The sequence below is a fragment of the Nostoc sp. genome (assembly GCF_035638895.1).
In the GTDB taxonomy this organism is placed as follows: Bacteria; Cyanobacteriota; Cyanobacteriia; order Cyanobacteriales; family Nostocaceae; genus Nostoc.
Window position 1 is genome coordinate 1 of sequence record NZ_DASQZC010000345.1, and the last position, 19965, is coordinate 19965.

The window sequence follows — 19965 nt, forward strand, 5'->3', positions numbered from 1 at the left end:
TAAGACCCCTACCAAATTGAAAATTTGGTGGTGCAACAATTCAGTGGCGGGTCTGAATCCCCCACTGATAGCGCAGCTCCTTCGACGCAGGAGCGTCTTGCATTCTGGTTCCTGAATTCTGACTTCTGAATTCTTCTTCAAATTATTTTTGACCAATAACTTTTATGGTATTCCCTTTTAAACAGATAATAACCTCATCCAAAATTCCAAAGTTTTTTTAGTAACTAAGCTGTAAAAAGAAGCCATGTGGATATATATCTACGCCTTTATACGGGAGATATGAAGAGAAATCATCATATTTTTGGCAAAATTCTTTGATAATTTACAATACTTCTCAAGGATCACAAGTATCTTGATTTGTAACAGTAGGTAACTAAAAATTTAGAATTTTGTAGCGCTTGAATAAAATGCTATTCTTCAAAAAAAAGATGCAATCAACAATAAAATGATTGAATGTATACATCATTATTTTCATCTTGGCAACTACAAGCAGGATTACTTTTGTTAACATTTCAAGAAAATTAAGGTTAAGTAACTTTGAATACAAAAATGTGTAACTAGAAGTAATCAAATGTAGTCAAGTATACAAATTATTGGTGCTTAGGAAGAAAAAGAAGTGTTGAAGAAAGTTGTGATGATTGGGGCTATCACCCTACTGTTTTTAGGAGGGCCGCTGATGGGCAATGCTTTTGCCCAAACACCAGCTGCTGTACCTGCTGCTGATACTGGAGATACGGCATTTATGCTGATTTCAGCAGCACTAGTGCTGTTAATGACACCAGGATTGGCGTTCTTTTATGGTGGATTTGTGCGATCGCGCAATATCCTAAACACATTGATGATGAGCTTTGTGTTGATGGCGATCGTGGGAGTTACCTGGATTCTCTGGGGTTATAGTCTTTCCTTTGCACCAGGTTTACCATTTATCGGTGGATTGCAATGGTTAGGGTTGAACGGTGTTGGTTTAGAAACTCAAGGCTACTTGCCGCATCTGCCTTATGAAGACGCCCTGAAAGCAGCAGACCCTAAATATGCTGATCTCGTCTCCTACGCCGGAACGATACCCCACCAGGCATTCATGATCTACCAAGCCATGTTTGCTATTATCACCCCAGCCTTAATTTCTGGGGCGATCGCAGAGCGGATGAGTTTCCGCGCCTATTCGCTGTTTGTGCTGCTGTGGTCAACCTTTATTTACGCCCCCCTGGCTCACATGGTCTGGGCGAAAGGTGGATTCTTAGGTTTGGCTGGTGGATTAGGTGCCCTCGACTTTGCCGGTGGTACAGTAGTTCATATTAGTTCTGGCGTTTCTGCTTTGGTCGCAGCGATCGTCCTTGGGCCTCGGAAAACCCATCCGGATCGTCTTAGCCCACCACACAATGTTCCTTTTATTTTGCTGGGTGCTGGCTTGCTATGGTTTGGTTGGTTTGGTTTCAACGCTGGGAGTGCCCTATCTGTTGGTAGTGGAACTTCTGGTGATTTGACAACAAATTTAGCAACAACAGCCTTTGTTGCAACCAATACATCGGCGGCTGCGGCGGCTTTAATGTGGCTAATTTTGGAGGCTGTTTTACGGGGTAAACCGACAGCCGTGGGAGCAGCTACAGGAGCCGTTGCTGGTCTGGTGGGCATCACTCCCGCCGCCGGATTTGTCACACCGCTATCAGCGATTTTAATTGGTTTCATCACCGCCTTTGTTTGCTTCTATGCGATCAGTTTCAAGCACAAGCTAGAAATTGACGATGCTTTAGATACCTTTCCCGTGCATGGGGTTGGTGGGACAGTGGGGGCAATTTTAACGGCTATCTTTGCCACGACTCAAGTCAACGGCGGAGGTAAAGAGGGAGTATTACGTGGTAATTTTGGTGAATTGGGAGTTGAACTAGTAGCAATTGCCATTGCTTATGCGATCGCAGGTGTTGGTACATGGGTTATTCTCAAGGTTATCGATGCTACAGTGGGGCTGCGAGTCAAAGAAGAAGCTGAATTGCAAGGTTTGGATATCAACGAACACGGTGAAGAAGGTTACAATTCCGAGTTTGGTGATCGTCCCACTTAGTTAGTAGGGAGTAGGGAGTAGGGAGTTAGGAGTTAGGAGTTATTATTCTTTCCTGCTCCCCCCACTCCCCACTCCCCATTCCCCACTCCCAATTTAAAATTGTGTAATTTGCGATCGCTAGCGTTAAAATTTGATTCAAATAATTGGTAAATTTCGCTAGTCGTGTCTACATCTGCAAAAACCTTTCCTATCTGGGCATTTTTCTCGCTGTTAACCAACGGCATCCTAATGTTGGCGGTCATCCTGCTAATTTGGCAACAGCAGAGATTGTCCGCTTTTTTTGGGATAATAACATCCCCAGAGCCAATCAGCCTGAACAACTCACCCGAAATTGCTACACCTGATTTAGGTCGTCGTCACCAACTCTCTTACCAGCAGTGGGTGGACATCCTCATGCAAGAAGCCAAGGTAGCCGCAGACCAACGTCCTCCGCATTTAACCGTCCTGGTGGGAGATTCTTTGAGTTTGTGGTTTCCGCCTGAGTTATTACCAGAAGGTAAAAATTGGCTCAATCAAGGAATTTCTGGCGAAACCAGTAATGGGCTTTTGAAAAGATTGGAGATATTTGACCGCACCCAGCCAGAGGTGATTTTTGTGATGATTGGCATTAATGACCTAATTCGGGGAGTGAGCGACAGGGTAATTTTAAATAATCAGCGTCAAATTATTAATTACCTACGAAAGACGCATCCCACGGCGCAAATTGTTGTCCAATCAATTTTGCCACATGGGGCAGAAGAAGCAACCTGGAAAGGACGAGATAAGCTTCTGGCTGTTGCCAATAGTCGCATTCGTGAGTTGAATCAGCAACTGCAAAATATTTGTAACAAAAAAGGTGTCAAATATCTCGATTTATACCCCCTGTTTACCAACAAACAAGGTAATCTCCGCCGCGAATTTACTAGTGATGGCTTACATTTAAGTCCTGAAGGCTATATAGTTTGGCGTTCTGCATTGCAGATTTATAGCGAGATCGAATTAAAACCCCAGCGTTAGGGACTTCCAACTAAAAAAATATCCCATCTGGCGAGTAGGGGAAGCAGGGGAAGAAGAATCTAACGATCATCTTCGCTCCCAAAATTCAATAATTTAATTTCTGGAAATCCGTTAATATCCTTCACGCGAAAAAGGATAAAGGGCAAAAAGAAGTAATATCTTTGAATACAACTTTGTATAAATCGCCTCTGGGCGCGAGAAAATAAGAAATAGTGGTTTAAGTAGACAAATCTAATGGATACAAAAGCTTTTAAGCGCAGCTTGCAACATTCCGAAAATTACAATCGCAAGGGATTTGGTCATCAAGCAGAAGTTGCTACCCAGTTGCAGTCTGAGTATCAGAGTAATTTGATTCAAGAAATTCGCGATCGCAATTACACTCTACAACGCGGTGATGTGACAATCCGACTAGCACAAGCTTTTGGCTTTTGCTGGGGTGTAGAACGCGCTGTGGCAATGGCCTACGAAACCCGCCAGCACTTCCCTACAGAACACATCTGGATTACTAACGAGATTATCCACAACCCCTCTGTAAATCAGCGAATGCAGGAGATGGAAGTAGAATTCATCCCCATTGAAGGAAAGAATAAAGACTTTTCTGTTGTTGGAACTGGTGATGTAGTGATATTACCCGCTTTTGGAGCTAGCGTTCAAGAAATGCAGATACTTCATGAGAAAGGCTGCAAAATTGTTGATACAACTTGCCCTTGGGTATCTAAAGTTTGGAATACAGTAGAAAAGCACAAAAAAATCGATTATACATCAATAATTCACGGTAAATATAAACACGAAGAAACAGTTGCGACTAGTTCCTTTGCTGGCAAGTATTTAATTGTGTTGAATTTACAAGAAGCGCAATATGTTGCTGACTATATTATGAATGGTGGCAACCGTGAAGAATTTCTGACAAAATTTGCTAAAGCTTGTTCAGCAGGATTTGACCCTGATCAGGATTTAGCAAGAGTTGGTATTGCTAACCAAACTACGATGCTAAAAGACGAAACAGAGCAAATCGGCAAGCTTTTTGAGCGGACTATGTTACAGAAGTATGGCCCCATCGAGTTAAATCAGCATTTCCAAAGCTTCAATACTATTTGTGATGCCACTCAAGAACGCCAAGATGCAATGTTGGAGTTAGTAGAACATAATTTAAATTTAATGGTAGTAATTGGTGGATTTAATTCCTCCAATACTACTCAATTGCAACAAATTGCTTTTGAGCGGGGAATTCCTTCTTATCATATTGATACTGTTGAACGGATTAAATCAGGAGATTCCATAGAACATCGGCAATTAAATGGGCAACTAATAACTACAGAAAACTGGTTGCCAAATGGAGAAATTGTTGTGGGAATTACTTCCGGTGCTTCCACGCCAGATAAGGTAGTAGAAGATGTGATTGAGAAGATTTTTGCAATGAAAGCAACAACAGCGCTGGTTTAACGTGATCGGTTATCAAGTAAGCAAGTTTGTAGTAAGGAATTTAGTACTTATTTTTTCAGCACTAAAGTCCTTACTACAAACCTCCAAAACTACCTTAGATATTGTACTAGTTTTCACTGATAACTATTGACTATTCATTATTTTTAAAATTTGTGAGGAATTCAATAAATGGCTGTTTATGAGCAAATTGGCAAAGGCTATGATTTGACTCGTCGCGCTGACCCTGACATCGCTGCCAAATTAGCTAAACACCTCCAAATCAAATCAGATTTATCCTATCTCGATGTGGGATGTGGCACGGGAAATTACACGCTAGCTTTAGCAAAACATGGTGGTGTTTGGAGTGGAGTAGACCAGTCAAAAAAGATGATTGATGCTGCTACGAATAAGAGTAATGTTGTATCTTGGCAAGTTGCAGAAGCTGAGGTTTTACCTTATGCTAATGGGGCTTTTTCTGGTGTGCTATGCACGCTGGCAATACATCATTTTGCTGCACTAACTCATGCTTTTCGAGAGATATACCGTGTTTTAGCATCTGGTCGTTTTGTATTGTTTACTGCCACCCCAGAGCAAATGAGCAAATATTGGTTAGTCGAATATTTTCCAGAGGCTATACATAAATCTGCTGAACAGATGCCAAGTTTAGAAAAGGTTAAATATGCTCTCAATGATGTAGGTTTTAATTCAGTCAATATTGAACTTCATTCTATTTCAGAAAGCTTGCAAGACCTATTTTTATATAGTGGAAAATATCGTCCTGAAATATATTTAGATGAAAATGTCCGGTCTGGAATTTCTACATTTTCTTTGCTAGCTTCGGCAGATGAAATCGCAACAGGATGTCAAAGGCTAGCAGCAGATATTAATACAGGACGCATCACCGAGATTGTCAATAAGTATGAAAATAATCAAGGAGATTACTTATTTGTAATCGCCGATAAATAATTATGAATTAGCATGACACAGAAATGGCTTTCTATCGTCGGCATTGGCGAAGATGGGTTACAGGGGTTAAGCGCGATCGCTCGTTCTTTACTCGATCAAGCTAAAGTAATTGTGGGAGGCGATCGCCATTTAGCAATGCTCCCTACAGATGACCAACGTGAGAAACTAGTCTGGACATCTCCCATTAGCACTTCAGTTGAGGAAATCAGCAAGCGTCGGGGTGAGTCAATTTGCATACTTGCAAGTGGCGATCCGATGTGTTACGGCATTGGTGTTACCTTGATGCGGCGAATTCCCGTCTCTGAAATGACGATTATCCCCGCACCTTCAGCCTTCAGCCTGGCCTGTGCCAGGGTGGGATGGTCTTTGACTGAGGTGGAAACCTTGAGTTTGAATGGTCGTCCATCTTCCCTACTCCAGTCTTACATTTACCCAAAAGCGCGGCTGTTGATTTTGAGCGAAGGGAAGGATACACCCGCCATTGTTGCGGAGATTTTGACAAATCGCGGCTATGGTGAGAGTAAAATCACCCTATTGGAGCGTATGGGCGGCGCTTATGAAAGAATTGTGGAAGGTACGGCTGCATCCTGGAGTGAAACTGAAGTTGCTGCTTTGAATGCGATCGCAGTTGATTGTATTGCTGATGCTGGGGTTATCCCTTTACCAAGATTACCAGGATTAGCAGATAACGCCTATCACCACGATGGACAGTTAACGAAGCGCGAAGTCAGGGCAATCACCCTAGCAGCTTTAGCACCGACACCGGGAGAATTATTGTGGGATGTGGGCGCGGGTTGTGGCTCAATTTCTATCGAATGGATGCGGAGTAATGCTCGGTGTCGAGCGATCGCGATCGAACAAAATGCTTCTAGACTACTATATATTGCTGATAATGCCGCCACTCTCGGTACTCCAAATCTGCAAATTATTGAAGGTAAAGCGCCCCAAGCCCTGAAAGACTTGCCAGCACCAGATGCTATTTTTATTGGTGGTGGCGTGACAGCAACGGGACTTTTTGATGTCTGCTGGGAAGCATTGCGGCCGGGTGGGCGTTTGGTGGCAAATGTGGTGACGGTAGAGGGTGAGCAAACTTTGTTTCAATGGCATGAACGAGTCGGTGGCGATTTAACTCGTATTGCCATTCAACGGGCGGAACCTATTGGTAAATTTTTGGGCTGGCGAGCAATGGCGCCTGTGACGCAATGGGTAGTTGTCAAATAACAAGATGATTCATAAGTTAAGGGAACTTGATTTAAAATTGAAATTTCTATTACTTATGATTGCAACGCCATAAGCAGGAGCTGGTATGGCCTACATTTAATGTTCATGATTGAAAAAGCTTACTATTATCGCAGCTAGTAAGCAGTTAATTGCTGTATAATTAATTTTGTGTTCCCTTTTAGACTCGCTCACAGTTTGCAACAATCGCGGCAATTTCTTTATTGAGCAATTTCTGTTGTGATTATCGTTGACAAAAAGTCACTTATTGGGGATGAAGTAATGGACGAGCATAATCTTGACGACAAAAACAAATTTCTTTACCCTCGTAGTCGCTATTACGGTCAAGTTAAGCCAGAGAATTTAGTATTTAATGCCAACCTTCAAGAATTTGCTCAAAAAGTTGGCTACATTACCAGTTTAGAAACATCTGGAAAGCTTGACCCAGGAGATGCTTACAAACAGATTAAAGCACTTTGGAAACAGTTGAAACGTAGTAAAAAAGCATTGTTAATTGGTGAGGAACCATAAGAAAAATTCTGAAGTTGTTTAGGAAAAGCGATAATGCGATCGCTATTTATAATTACTCTTACAGAAGTGCGTTCGTCTATCTTTCAAGTACCCTGTTTATCTACTATTAAATTACTCAACTTTTCTTCATCAAAAGTAAGTCCGTGACGTTCTAAATATGGGCATAAATTTATTTTAATGAATAAATATTTTAGTTATTGAGCAATTTCTTGGCGTAGATTTCCTGATAATGCGATCGCAACTGTTCATGCTGACTTTTCAAGGTAAGTTTTAAAACGCCCTTCCCGATTCAATACTGCTCGGTTAAGAGTCGATCCCCTTAACCTGCCTTAAAAAGGGGGGCTAAAAATGCCTTATTTTCCCCCTTTTTTAAGGGAGACTAAGGGGGATATTCAATGACTATGCACCAAAATCCGAGCAGTATTGCTTCCCGATTAGGTTTCACTCCATAGTTGAACTGGTCATTATTAACAGAGGAATCAGGCTTTGAGATGCTAGTTTTTAATCTGATCGTGTAAAACAAGAAGATACTGTGAAAAGTCAGGCTAAGGAGTGTCAAAGAGTGTAACTATTTTCCCTCACTTACGCTTATATTTGCAAAAGTGAGATGCTCCCAAAGATTGTCATACCTAAAATTATTGATTTTTATTAAAAAAACTAAATTTAATTCGGAAGAAAAAACCCCACGTTTTTCAACGTGGGATTCAAGCAAGAACACTTTGTATTACCTTTAACGCGAGTCTGCTTTTGTTGAAGAGATAAGAAGCAGAAGGCTTTTATGTTTAGAAGGAGATTTAGACCCCTTAGGGTTAAGAACGCATTTCAAATTCTTCTATTAATGCTGTTTTATAGAAAAATTGAACTGTTTGATTAACTGCCATTTTTTTTATGCTTTTATTAATCGGATCTTCAATGACTATGCACCAAAACCCGAGCAGTATTGCGGTGTCTATTGAGTTTTCATTTCCATCTCATAAGTTTTTCGCAGAGGACACGCAATATTTACAAAAGTTTACTAACTATATTTTTTTAGGTGGCAGTAAGCGATTAAATCGCAGACAATGTTGACGCTTGCAGTTGACAGACAATGGGTGACGGGAATGCTCAATCTGGGAGATATTCTTGAACTGGTCAATGATGGTTTCAATAATCGAGCGTCGTTTCCTGAGCAAATTTTTCACTGCTCCTCCTACTCACCCTGCGTTGCCTTAAGGGGGATAGAAATCATAAATTCAGCCCCTTGTCCTAAAACTGATATACACTCCAACTGCCCTCGATGCTTATTAGTCACAATCTGGTAACTAATAGATAGCCCTAAACCAGTGCCTTTACCAACAGGTTTGGTAGTAAAAAAGGGTGTGAAGAGTTGCCGACGCACATTTTCACTGATGCCAGAACCGTTGTCAGCAATGCGGATGACGGCAAAATTGCCTTCAACACTAGTACGAATTGTAATGATACTTGGCTGACGTGTGATATCGGCATAAGTCCGATGTTTGTTAAATTCTTCCAAAGAGTCAATCGAATTAGCAATCAGGTTCATAAATACCTGATTCAGTTGGCCAGGGTAACATTCTACGGGTGGCAGGTTGCCGTACTCTTGTATTACCTGAATTCCCGGATGATCTGGTTGGGGTTTAAGCCGATTTTGCAAAATCATCAGAGTGCTATCAATGCCCTCATGGATATCAACGGCTTTGACTTCAGCTTCGTCTAGGCGGGAAAAGTTTCGTAAAGATAATACAATCTGGCGAATGCGATCAGTTCCTACTTTCATGGAAGCCAACAGCTTAGGTAAGTCTTCCATCAAAAAATCTAAGTCAACCTCATCTATCTCATTCTGAACTTTAGGCGGTAAATTCTGGTTCTGCTGCTGATAAAGTTGTACTACAGTCATCAAGTCTTTGACATAATTATTAACGTAAGTAAGGTTGCCGTAGATAAAGCTGACTGGGTTATTGATTTCGTGAGCAACGCCTGCTACCAACTGCCCCAAGCTAGACATTTTTTCGCTTTGCACCATCTGAGACTGGGTAAGCTTCAATTCATCGAGTGTGTGTTCTAGCTGTTTTGCTTTCTCACGCGCTTCTGTTTCCGAAATCTCTAACTCCTGGGAGTATATGTGCAAATTTGTGTAGAGCCGAGCATTTTCTATAGAGATGGAAACTTGCGAAGTTAATAAGTTTAGTACCTCTAATCGCTCTGCGGTAAAGGCTCCGGTGGTGAGGTTATTTTCCAGGTAAAGAACTCCAGTTAGCTTACCCTGGTGAGCAAAAGGCAAACACAAGACTGATTTAGGTTGATTGGCAATAATATAGTTGTCACTCACAAAACGCTCTGTGTGACTAGCATCGTCTAAAACCAAATTTTCTTTCGTTCTTTCAACATAGTTAATCAGTAAAACTGGCAATTTATGCTTTACTTGCACCAGACTCGACGATCGCACTGTCACTTGATCTCGATCAATGCTTCCTTCGGCTTCAATCACCCACTGGTTCTCTCGTTTTACAAGTAGATAACCCATTTGGGCCCCAGCATTCTCGATCGCGATCGTCATCATCTTCTCTAACAGCCGACTTAGCTCCATCTCGCTTGAGAGTGCTTGGGACGCTTTAATCGCTGTGCTGATATCTAAAGTTTGGGTTTTAACTTCAGAAATATCCTGAATCTGCTTTGTAGCTGTACCCCGCCCAGTTACTTCCCCAACTGTATCTGTAAAAATTTGGGAATATTGCTCGTCCAGTTGCCGAACTTTACCCGTAGCTTCCCACTTTAGATAGCAATAGCGGGCTTCTTTAAAATAAACTTTGGCAAAGTTTTTCCTATCCTTGGCCAAGTAAAATCGAAATGCGAGTTCGTTTGCTAAGGCTTCATTTTGTAAATAACCGTTTTCGGCAGCAGAAGCGATCGCCTTATCATACAGTTCCATTGCCTGATAATCTTGTTGGTGAATCCGAGCCACTTCAGCTTGAATCAGCAGCAACTTGTGTTGATAATTGCTTGGACAGTGCATTGCCCATTGCTGGAATTTTTCTAAGTTGGCATTTAGTTTATGCAGATAAATGGCTTGAGTTTCGGTATCTGCCTCTGCATAAGCCCCTGCTAAGGCAATACTTTGGTGAAAATAGAAAACAGGATTAATAAAAATCCCTCGCGCTCCCCCTACATATTTTTCGGCATTCTCTGCATACTCAACAGCTTTGGTATATTCTCCATACCAGTTACAGAGCGCAAGTTTATAGATGTAAACTACAAATGCACTCAACATATCCGAAGATGCCAATGCAAACTCTAGCACTTGCCCTTCATCTGCCCAAGTACCAACAAGTTGATCAATCTTTTCTGCTGGCTTAGTCAGATTAGCGATCGCTTCCATAGCCAGCAGATGGTAGTTCAACATATTTCTGTCAATTTTGCGGAGGCTAGGAATAAAATCTTCGGCTACTTCTGCGGTTTTTTCTAAAGATTCATTCCCAAATAAGCATTGCCATAAAAAATTAACCGAACAATAACCAGACCATTGATAAGAACCTGTTTCTAAACCACTATTAAATCCCTTCAATAAATAAGGTTTTGCCTCGCTAATATGGTCTTTGTAATGACAAATTAAACCTCCCCACATATTCAAAATATTTGCTTCTAATTCTTTTGTTCTTAAAATTTCATGCAAACGCAGAGATAGCTCACCAAACTCATAACCTGAATCCACCTCACCATATTGAAATACTAAGTTGAACGAATACAGCATGTAACCAAATACAGAAATTGGTGAGTTGCCATACTGAACTGAAAGTTGAGTTATATTCATTGATGTGATATGCAACGCTTTAGATCCCAAAAAGTAGGCAATAGGCCAGACTTCTTTTAAGATGCGTTGAGCCATTAACTTTTCTTCGTCTTGCATTGGTGGTAGTTCTGCAAGACTAAAAGTTGAGCGATCGCCAATAACTTTTTTGGTATAATTAAGTTTTTCCAATAAATATGCATCATCGGGATAAGCTGTAAACTCTAAGCCTAAAAGCTCTAAAGTATTTAACCCAATTTTATATGCGGAGTTTAAATCATTCTCCATCCGATAACACATAATCCGATATTCATTCACCCGACACATATCAAGAGTAGTTTTAACCTGGCTGAAAGTCTGCTCAAAAATCAACAAGGCTTCCTCATATTTGCCATTTAAAAATTCTGCTTCTCCAGATTGTAGATATAAATTTAATGTGAGTAAATAATTATCCTGCCAGCTATTTTCAGGTAGATAACTCACCCCTGTTTCTAGCAACTTGAGTGCAGTTACAAACGCCGAAGATGATTTTGCTCGTTGACCTGCTTTCAGATTTAATTCTGCCAGTTCATATCTTTCTACTGGTTCCACAATTAATGAACCGCCAGCATTGAGATGGTTGACGATATCAAAAAGATGTTCTTCTAACTGGGATTTTTCAGTATTATGTAATAGTAACTTTCCTACCTTAAGGTGTACTTGTTTTTGCTGATCAATTGGAATTAAAGAATAGGCAGCTTGCTGAACGCGATCATGCAAAAATTTATAGTCAACTTGTACAGCAGTCTTGCAGTATGTTGCCAATTCCGACTGATTCAACAACTGAGGAATTTTGTAAGTATCGCTCAAAGGAAGAATTAATCCGGCTCGTAAAGCTTCCCATAAATCAATTGCTGTTGCTGATGGAGATTTTTCGTTGACTACAGCTAGAATTTCTAAATTAAATCGGTTCCCGACACAAGCAGCTAATTGTAAAACTTGCTGCGTTGGTTCTGACAACCTCTGAATTTTATTCACCATTAAATCGACTACATTATCGGTAATGGCTTGTCCCTGAATTTTGTTGAGATCCCACTGCCATAAACCCGAACGATAATCAAATGTCAAAAGATTATCTTGATACAGTACTTTTAGTAACTGAGTCAAGAAAAAGGGATTACCTTGGGTTTTTTGAAATAGCAAATCAGCTAAAGGTTCTGCTTGAGATGATTCGCAATTGAACGTATCAGTAACCAGTTGAGTAATATGAGGTGCTGCTAATGGCTTCAAAAGTAACTCTTCAACGGTTGCCCCAAATGCTTGAATTGCCTCTAGCATTAGCATCAGGGGATGAGTAGGACTAACTTCGTTATCTCGATAAGCCCCAATCAGCAAAAGATACTGACTTTCTGGGTCAGTCATCAGATTCTCGACCAGGTTCACAGAGGCGGCATCTGCCCATTGGAGGTCATCTAAAAACAGTACTAAGGGGTGTTCAGCAGCAGTAAAAACATGGATAAATTGCTTGAAGACCCGATTAAAACGGTTTTGAGACTCAGCAACCCCCAACTGCGGTACAGGCGCTTGCTGCCCAATAATTAGTTCTACCTCCGGGATGACATCAATAATAACCTGACCATTAACTCCCAATGCTCGTAATAATTTATTTTTCCAAACCTCAACTCTGGCTTGGCTTTCAGCTAACAGTTGTCGCATCAATTCTCGAAATGCTTGAATCAAAGAAGCATAAGGAATATCTCGCTTGAGTTGATCAAATTTGCCACCGATGAAGTAACCTCGTTGCCGGACAATCGGTTTGTGAACTTCGTTAACTAGTGAGGATTTGCCGATACCAGAGTATCCTCCTACCAACACAACTTCGCTAGAACCAAGGCTAACTTTTTCAAAGGCAGCCATTAAAGCCGCCACTTCTACTTCCCTACCGTAAAGTTTTTGAGCTATTTGGAATTGATGCGAAAAATCTTGCTGGCCTAAGGTAAAAAGGTCAATGCTGCCTTTTGTTTGCAGTTGTATTGCTGCTTGTTCTAGGTCAGCCTTTAACCCGTAAGCACTCTGGTAGCGGTCTTCAGCAGTTTTGCTCAGAAGTTTCATAGCGATCGCAGAGATTGCCAGTGGTACATTAGGATTAATCTCATGCGGAGCTACTGGAATTTTCGCAATGTGACAATGCACTAATTCCATTGGGTCTTGAGCATTCTGGAAGGGGAGCCGACCCGTCAGCATTTCGTAGAAAATGACACCTAATGAGTAAAAATCTGTACGATAATCTAAGGTTCGATTGATGCGTCCAGTTTGTTCTGGCGACATATAAGCCAGCGTTCCTTCTAAGAGGTTGAGGCTACTGATTTCTGGACTTTCTTTTGACAGCAGCGAAGCGATGCTGAAGTCAATCAATTTTATTTTTTCGGTATTGGGGTTATAAAGAATGTTTTCGGGCTGAAGATCCTTATGAATAATATGCTGGGTATGTAACTCTCCTAAAGTTTCAGTAATTTGACCGGCGATGTTGAGAAATTTCGGAAGTTCAAAGCCTGTATCAGATATCTGAGCTTTTAAAGATTCTCCACCAAAATTTTCTAAAACCATTGCTAAACCATTACTGTAACCGTTGTCGTAATTGATTAATTCATAGGCTTTAATTACACCTGCAATGTTCAGGTTTTGGATAATTTCGTATTCGTGCTTAATCTGAGCAATCTCTTTGACAGTCGGATATTCTGCTTTGAGCAATTTGATAACGACTGAGCGATCGTTAGCCTTGGAGTATGCTCGATAAATTACTGTGGCAGTAGCTTCATAAATTAAACTTGCAATACTATAATCCGGGATACGAGCAATTAATTTAAGCATTATTACTTGGCTGAATGTTGTTTTATAATAGATTTTGATGGTTACTATAATAATTCCCGAAATTCAGGTTAAATTAACTCTTAAAATACTAGGCGAAGAAGGCAGTTCTGGCTGGAGGTAGGAATTTAGATGAGGCTCCTCTCCAAAACGCTTTGCTCTCAACCCCATCAAAATTTTAAGCAACGCTTAATGGCTGATACGTATTCCGACGCTAGCGCTACGAGGGCAGCCAGTTGCCTACGACTGTTACCCGCCTACAACACTGGACTCACAATTTCAAAGATTGTTGGAAATAAATGCACCACTAGTGATATAAACATTATCAACATAAAGTTTGGTGATTTGCGATCGCTATCGATCACAATTTGCTTCCTGCGCCTAATGTTAACCCGAACTCACGTTACACAACTGCTCCGTTATCCGTAGTCTCTAACAAATAAATTAGTGCCTCCACTAAAGCTTGATTTTGTTCATCAGTGCCAACAGTAATGCGTAATTTATCATCTAATCCAGGCTGCTTGAAGTAGCGGATTAAAATTCCCCGTTCCTTCAGTTTTTGATAGAGATATTCTGCATTTCCTTGTCTAGGCTGTACCAGCAAAAAGTTAGCTTGGGAATCCCAAAGATGAAAACCTAATTGCTTTAAGTCTGTTGCTAACTGATTCCGCGATGCTTTAATCTTTGCCACACAAGCATTTTTATAAGCTTGATCGGTAATAGCAGCCGTGCCAATTGCACAAGCGATCGCATCAATGTTATAGCTATCTTTCACCTTAAACAATCCCTGCAACAGCTTGGGATTTGCCACCCCAAATCCCAGCCGTAATCCAGCTAATGAGTACCCTTTAGAAAGTGTGCGAATTACAATAACGTTTTCGTAGTCCTTTACCAAAGCCAATGCATTCTCTTCGGTAAAATCTATGTATGCTTCGTCAATCACTAAAACTCCAGATAATTGGCTGGCTAATTTTCGCAGATCATTTGTTGCTACCACATGCCCCGATGGACTATTAGGCGATGCAATGAATGTTACAGATCCATTGGCAGCAATTAGTTTTTCTAAAGGTAAACTGTAGTCATCGCTGTAAGGAATCTCAATAATTTCCGCAGCTTGCATTTCTGTTAATGTGCGATATAGCACATAAGTTGGCATGGGATAAACTATTTTCTTTCCAGGTTCTGCACAGGCTCGAATCACCACACTCAACAATTCGTCACTACCATTTCCCACAATTATCCAATCGCTAGGAACACCTAAAACTTTACTTGCAGCTTGCCTGAACTCCCCCCCGAAAGGTTCTGGATACCGCCGCAACCACTCGCCATCAATATTTTGCAGCACAGCTAGCGCCGCAGGCGAAGGAGGATAGGGGTTCTCGTTACTGTTGAGTTTAATTATCTGTGTACCGCGTTGAGGCTGCTCACCGGGAATGTAGCTAGCCATTGCATCTACATTAGAGCGAAAGTAGTTGGTCATAGAGCATGAGATATGGAAAAAACAGATTCAATTTTGGATTTTAGATTTTAAATTTTAGAGTTAGGAGTTTACTAGACATTCAATCCTTGCTTCAAGGGAAGTAGGCTACGCGTAGTGTTCCGCATAAGAGGTATTATCTGTTAGAGAATAACTGTTAATCTACCTGATTTTGGGCTTGTATTAAGAGGGGGCAGAGAGCAGGGGAGCAGGGGAAGAAGAATTATTGATTAATGCCCAATGACAAATGACAAATGACAAATGACAAATCATTACCGATATATTATTTTTTACAAACCCTATGGCGTTCTCAGCCAGTTTACAAAAGATGCTCCCACACATAGCACCCTGAAAGATTATATTGATGTATCTGATGTGTATCCTGTGGGACGCTTAGACTGGGATAGTGAAGGGTTACTGCTGTTAACGAATGATGGGCAATTGCAACATCGTCTCGCCCATCCGCGTTTTGGTCATAAACGTACTTACTGGGTACAGGTAGAGCGAATTCCAGATGCAGATGCGATAAAAAGGTTGCAAACAGGTGTGGAAATTCAAGATTACCGCACTCAACCAGCAGAAGTTAGGCTGTTACCACAAGAACCACAGCTACCTGAACGCAATCCGCCGATTAGATTTCGCAAAAATATACCGACAGCTTGGCTAGAAATGACTTTGACGGAGGGGAAAAACCGCCAAGTACGGCGCATGACTGCGGCTGTAGGGTTTCCGACTTTGCGACTGGTTAGGGTTAGCATAGCCCACCTACAATTAGATGATTTACAATTGGGTCAATGGCGCGACCTCACCACATCTGAACTCCAATTTCTACATAATTTCAGTAAATCGAAAAGTTTTCCTCCAAACGCAAATGCTCTCTAACAGGAATCGACTTTCTGCTATGAGCTAGCGACAAGCTTTATTTATTTTGAACCAATCTAAAATCTAAAATCCAAAATTGGTATGACTCAAGAACAACAAACCGCAATTGCAGGTATCTATGAAGTCTGTATCGGCATTCCAGAGCCAATTTCTGCAATTCAGTATTGGGAGCAATTTGGCTATCGCATTGGTGAAATGGGTGAATTAACCGCAGATGTAGCCAATAAATTATATGGCGTGAATTCATCTTTACGCTCAATCCGCCTCTACCACCAAAATTCAGATCATGGTTTGATTCGGCTGATGGTTTGGCAAAATCCTACCCATGAAGGTTTGGGAACAGCCTCAATGAAAATTAAGGGAAATCGCTGGGCGACAAGCTTAACGGCAGATGTTTTAAATATTTTAAATCATATAGAGGATGCTAAAGCGGCAGGTTTGCCTATTAGGTACTCTATCCCTTATTGGGAAGTCATCTACAACAAAGAGAGAAAAAGCCGTCCTTTTATTGAGCCAGCAGTTGGGGTGCGAGAAATGCTGCTACTGCAACCTTTAGCTCGACAAGTTTTATTTCAACGGTTTGGCTATACACTACCGCATTACGGACAAGTTAACCATAATGCTGCACTCAAGACTAGTCAGTTTACCCACCTGGGAATCGTAGTTCAAGATGACAGCAAAGAAACGCTGATGTTTTATGAAGACGTTTTGGGTTTGCTGCGTGTGCGTGATGATGTCGAAACTAGCTATGAGTCTTCACCAGCAGGTAAAGATATTTTTGACCTTAATCCTGGTGAAAAGTTTATTGTCACGGCTTTTGATGATCCCCGTTCTTCTAAGGCTGATCTGATGGCCGCACGCAGTGGTAGACTTTACATTATTCGATTCCCAGAAAAGATAAATTTAGAATCGCGCTTTGAGGCTGCCCAACCAGGTAGCTTGGGTATGTCTTTATATACCTATCGGGTAAAGGGAATACAGGAATATTGCGATCGCATCAAAGCAAGTACTGTACAAAAAGTTACAGATATCATTAGTAACGAATTTGGCGAAATGAGTTTTTCTTTCGTTGCGCCAGATGGCTACTTCTGGACTTTGCTAGAAGATAATTAAATCCGTGTTCTTAAGCAGCGTTTATTCTTTGCAAACCAGTGTAAATATTAAACCGTTCTCCGCGCAGGAATCCAATCAAGGTAATCCCGAATTCCTTGGCGACAGACACCGCCAAACTACTGGGAGCGGAAACAGAACAGACAATGGGAATTCCAGCAGTTGTAGATTTTTGCAAAATCTCAAAACTAGAGCGTCCACTTACTAAAACAATACAATTATTTAAAGGCAACTCGTCACTGAGCAAAGCTGTACCAATCAATTTATCCAAAGCATTGTGTCGTCCAACATCTTCGCGCAGGTTTAACAGTTGTCCTTGAGCATTGAAAATAGCCGCAGCATGCAAACCTCCTGTAGCTGTGAAGATACCTTGAGCAGCCCGGAGCTTATCAGGTAGATTGTAGATGATCTCAGGTGTTACTGTTGGGCCAGAAGGAATCACTGGACATCCCCGCAGACGCAAAGCTTCAAGGCTAGCTTTACCACATACTCCACAGGCGCTACTAGTGTAGAAATGACGCTCTAAAGGCTGTAAGTCTGGAATCAAACCATCTCGCAGTTCTACATTTACGATGTTATGGCGTTGTTCACCATCTCCCAATTCATCCACACAGTAACTGATACGTCGGATATCTTCTTTCTGACTAACTACTCCTTCACTGTAGAGGAAACCAGCAGCTAGTTCAAAATCTGCCCCTGGTGTCCGCATCGTTACAGCTATTGTCTTCTGGAGAGGGACGAGGCGAATTTCTAAAGGTTCTTCGGTAGTAAGTTGGTCTAAACGCGATCGCATTTTACCATTTTCTACTACCCAAACAGTGGCTTTGGTCTTACTTGTAGTTGGCATTTTTATATTTATAAGAGTTGGTAAATTTAAATTTTGATACTAATATTTATACTGATTGCAACTTAGCCTTTGCTCTTGCTCTTCTATCTCGCACAGAGTCAAAGCACTTAAAGAAAGGATTTATACCGTTATATGTTAAGTAATTTCTGATCTCCTTTGGTTGAGCTTCCATGATTTTTAGAGCAAGTCTACATACTTTAAATCGTATCTGGGTCAATGTTCAGTTCTCGCAATTTGGCTGCTAGGCGTTCAGCGCGTTGTTTTTCTTGTTCAGCGCGTTGTCGTTCTTGTTCAGCGACTTCTTCTGGTGTAGGAACTAGATTCCCTTCCGCAGTGAAATAGCGCAATTTATGTTCATAAACACCCAAGTACAAATTTAACTGCTGACTCCACAGCCATCCTTGAAGATTAGGTTCTATCGGTTCATAAGTACCGCCAATCAAGATAAAGCCAGCAAATTCTAAATTATTGGGATCGAACCAAAAATATTCTGGTGTGCGAAAGATATCTTGAAAAATTTGTTTTTTCAAACCCTTGTCAGTTGAGGCTGTAGAATTCGAGAGAAGCTCTACAATTATGTTGGGATATTTCCCATCTTCTTCCCAAACAACCCAACTTTTACGAACTTTGCGTTGACATCCCAGCACTACAAAAAAATCTGGCCCCCGGAATTCTTCTGACCTCTTCTGGCGTTGGCTGTAGTAAATTGTTAGATTACCCGCAGCGTAAAAGTCATTGCGATTTCGCCACCACAATTCTAAACATTGCAATAGCAAAATTATTTGGCGTAGATGTAATTCGCTTTCCAAAGGTGGTTCGTCACTATATAAATCCCCTAGAGGAAATATTACATCATTTGGGAATTCAAAATCTTTGGCGGCGGACATGGCTGCAAGTTTTGGAGTGATATGGGTGATATAAACTTACTGTAATATAGGTTTGTTTTTCTAGACGCGCGATCGCATTATAATCAAGAACCCCTTCAAGCGATCGCTTACTGTCACAGACGCTACTTCAAGTTTTAACATTTATCTTTGCTTTCCATACATCGAAGCAGGCATTTTTGTAACTAGCAACTTGAATTATCTATATCTGTCTTATGTAATGAGTGTTATACATACCCTAAGTGGGGTTATCTATCTACATTTGTTCGTTAAGTTGTATGAAGTACTGAAACCAAAGTTCCTCAGTAAATAATTGAAGAAATCAAAATAACCTTAACTTAGTTGGAGTTTTTTATGACTTACACAGCCGATGAAGCAACAAAACCAGCTTTAGAAACTTTTCAAGACTTTGATGTAGATACTCAGCTAGCCCTACTTTGGTTCGGTTACTTGGATCTTAAAGAGCAGCTAAACCCGGCACCTCCTGAAAGCGTAGAAGCTATAGCTAAAGCAGTCTTCGACCAAATCCAGGACTTGTCTAAAGAAGAGCAGTTGCAAGCACAACGCGACATTATTAATGGTGCAAGCCAAAGCTATAATAGTCTAAGTCCCAATGCCAAATTAGACGTTTGGTTACTGCTGGCACAAGGAATGGACAATGGAAGCGTCATTCAAGTACCATCCGACTATGAACTACCTGCTGAAACGGATGATTTTGTTGTATTGATCAAAAATCTAGAGTTTGAGCAACGGGTTAATTTTATGCTGAGTGTGGTACAAGGGATGGGTTAGTTAAGTCCAAGAACTCTCAATAGTTTTTTAGAATTGGCGATAACTGAAAGCAGCAAATTAAGCTAAACCTGGCTCCTTTTGCTCTATTTTAATAGACGTTAATTTAGAACTACCGCATAGATAAGTATCTATGCGGTAATTTTGATGTAA

The 19965-nt window shown here is 41.0% G+C and carries 14 protein-coding genes and 1 pseudogene; 9 read left to right on the plus strand and 6 right to left on the minus strand.

Annotated features, from left to right (window positions below):
* Positions 1–634: 634 nt before the first annotated feature.
* On the plus strand, positions 635–2059 hold the full coding sequence (locus VE944_RS16775) for an ammonium transporter (RefSeq protein WP_414690134.1): 1425 nt from the start codon (positions 635–637) through the stop codon (positions 2057–2059).
* A gap of 32 nt (positions 2060–2091) precedes the next feature.
* Here the strand turns inward: VE944_RS16775 and VE944_RS16780 are convergent, their stop codons facing one another.
* Positions 2092–2301, minus strand: coding sequence for a hypothetical protein (locus tag VE944_RS16780; RefSeq protein WP_324979061.1), 210 nt, complete (start codon positions 2299–2301; stop codon positions 2092–2094).
* Here VE944_RS16780 and VE944_RS16785 point away from each other — a divergent pair.
* The 5 genes from VE944_RS16785 to VE944_RS16805 all read left to right on the plus strand — a co-directional run bounded on the left by VE944_RS16785 (position 2222) and on the right by VE944_RS16805 (position 7192).
* Positions 2222–3055 carry an SGNH/GDSL hydrolase family protein gene (locus VE944_RS16785; protein WP_324978990.1) on the plus strand — a complete coding sequence of 278 codons (834 nt, stop codon included), beginning with the start codon at positions 2222–2224 and terminating at the stop codon, positions 3053–3055. The two genes, VE944_RS16780 and VE944_RS16785, sit on opposite strands and share 80 nt — an antisense overlap.
* A 234-nt stretch (positions 3056–3289) precedes the next feature.
* Complete coding sequence (locus VE944_RS16790) at positions 3290–4498, plus strand: 4-hydroxy-3-methylbut-2-enyl diphosphate reductase (RefSeq protein ID WP_324978993.1); 1209 nt, start codon at positions 3290–3292, stop codon at positions 4496–4498.
* Positions 4499–4666: 168 nt separating this feature from the next.
* Positions 4667–5443: a class I SAM-dependent methyltransferase gene (locus VE944_RS16795; protein ID WP_324978996.1), complete on the plus strand. Its 777-nt coding sequence runs from the start codon at positions 4667–4669 to the stop codon at positions 5441–5443.
* Positions 5444–5455: 12 nt separating this feature from the next.
* Positions 5456–6664, plus strand: coding sequence for a precorrin-6y C5,15-methyltransferase (decarboxylating) subunit CbiE (cbiE, locus tag VE944_RS16800; protein WP_324978999.1), 1209 nt, complete (start codon positions 5456–5458; stop codon positions 6662–6664).
* Positions 6665–6943: 279 nt separating this feature from the next.
* A complete protein-coding gene (locus tag VE944_RS16805; RefSeq protein WP_324979058.1) occupies positions 6944–7192 on the plus strand; it encodes a DUF7219 family protein in 249 nt (82 codons plus the stop codon).
* 1015 nt (positions 7193–8207) lie between these two features.
* Here the strand turns inward: VE944_RS16805 and VE944_RS34320 are convergent.
* The 3 genes and pseudogenes from VE944_RS34320 to hisC all read right to left on the minus strand — a co-directional run.
* Positions 8208–8352 (minus strand): annotated as a pseudogene (locus VE944_RS34320) (transposase); the annotation flags it as partial.
* 29 nt (positions 8353–8381) lie between these two features.
* Entirely contained in the window at positions 8382–13826 is a 5445-nt protein-coding gene (locus VE944_RS16815; RefSeq protein WP_324979002.1) for a trifunctional serine/threonine-protein kinase/ATP-binding protein/sensor histidine kinase, read from the minus strand.
* Between the two features lie 400 nt (positions 13827–14226).
* Positions 14227–15303, minus strand: coding sequence for a histidinol-phosphate transaminase (gene hisC / locus VE944_RS16820; RefSeq protein ID WP_324979005.1), 1077 nt, complete (start codon positions 15301–15303; stop codon positions 14227–14229).
* A 258-nt stretch (positions 15304–15561) separates the two neighbouring features.
* Between hisC and VE944_RS16825 the strand changes: the two genes are divergently transcribed.
* Positions 15562–16182 carry an rRNA large subunit pseudouridine synthase E gene (locus VE944_RS16825; RefSeq protein WP_324979008.1) on the plus strand — a complete coding sequence of 207 codons (621 nt, stop codon included), beginning with the start codon at positions 15562–15564 and terminating at the stop codon, positions 16180–16182.
* A gap of 81 nt (positions 16183–16263) precedes the next feature.
* Positions 16264–17295 carry a VOC family protein gene (locus tag VE944_RS16830; RefSeq protein ID WP_324979011.1) on the plus strand — a complete coding sequence of 344 codons (1032 nt, stop codon included), beginning with the start codon at positions 16264–16266 and terminating at the stop codon, positions 17293–17295.
* Positions 17296–17305: 10 nt separating this feature from the next.
* Here VE944_RS16830 and fdhD read toward each other — a convergent pair whose 3' ends face one another.
* Both fdhD and VE944_RS16840 read right to left on the minus strand, forming a co-directional pair.
* Positions 17306–18139: a formate dehydrogenase accessory sulfurtransferase FdhD gene (gene fdhD / locus VE944_RS16835; RefSeq protein WP_324979014.1), complete on the minus strand. Its 834-nt coding sequence runs from the start codon at positions 18137–18139 to the stop codon at positions 17306–17308.
* A gap of 197 nt (positions 18140–18336) precedes the next feature.
* Positions 18337–19026: a Uma2 family endonuclease gene (locus VE944_RS16840; protein ID WP_324979018.1), complete on the minus strand. Its 690-nt coding sequence runs from the start codon at positions 19024–19026 to the stop codon at positions 18337–18339.
* Between the two features lie 351 nt (positions 19027–19377).
* On the opposite strand from VE944_RS16840, the gene VE944_RS16845 reads away from it, so the two are divergent.
* Complete coding sequence (locus tag VE944_RS16845) at positions 19378–19815, plus strand: orange carotenoid protein N-terminal domain-containing protein (protein WP_324979020.1); 438 nt, start codon at positions 19378–19380, stop codon at positions 19813–19815.
* Positions 19816–19965: the final 150 nt, after the last annotated feature.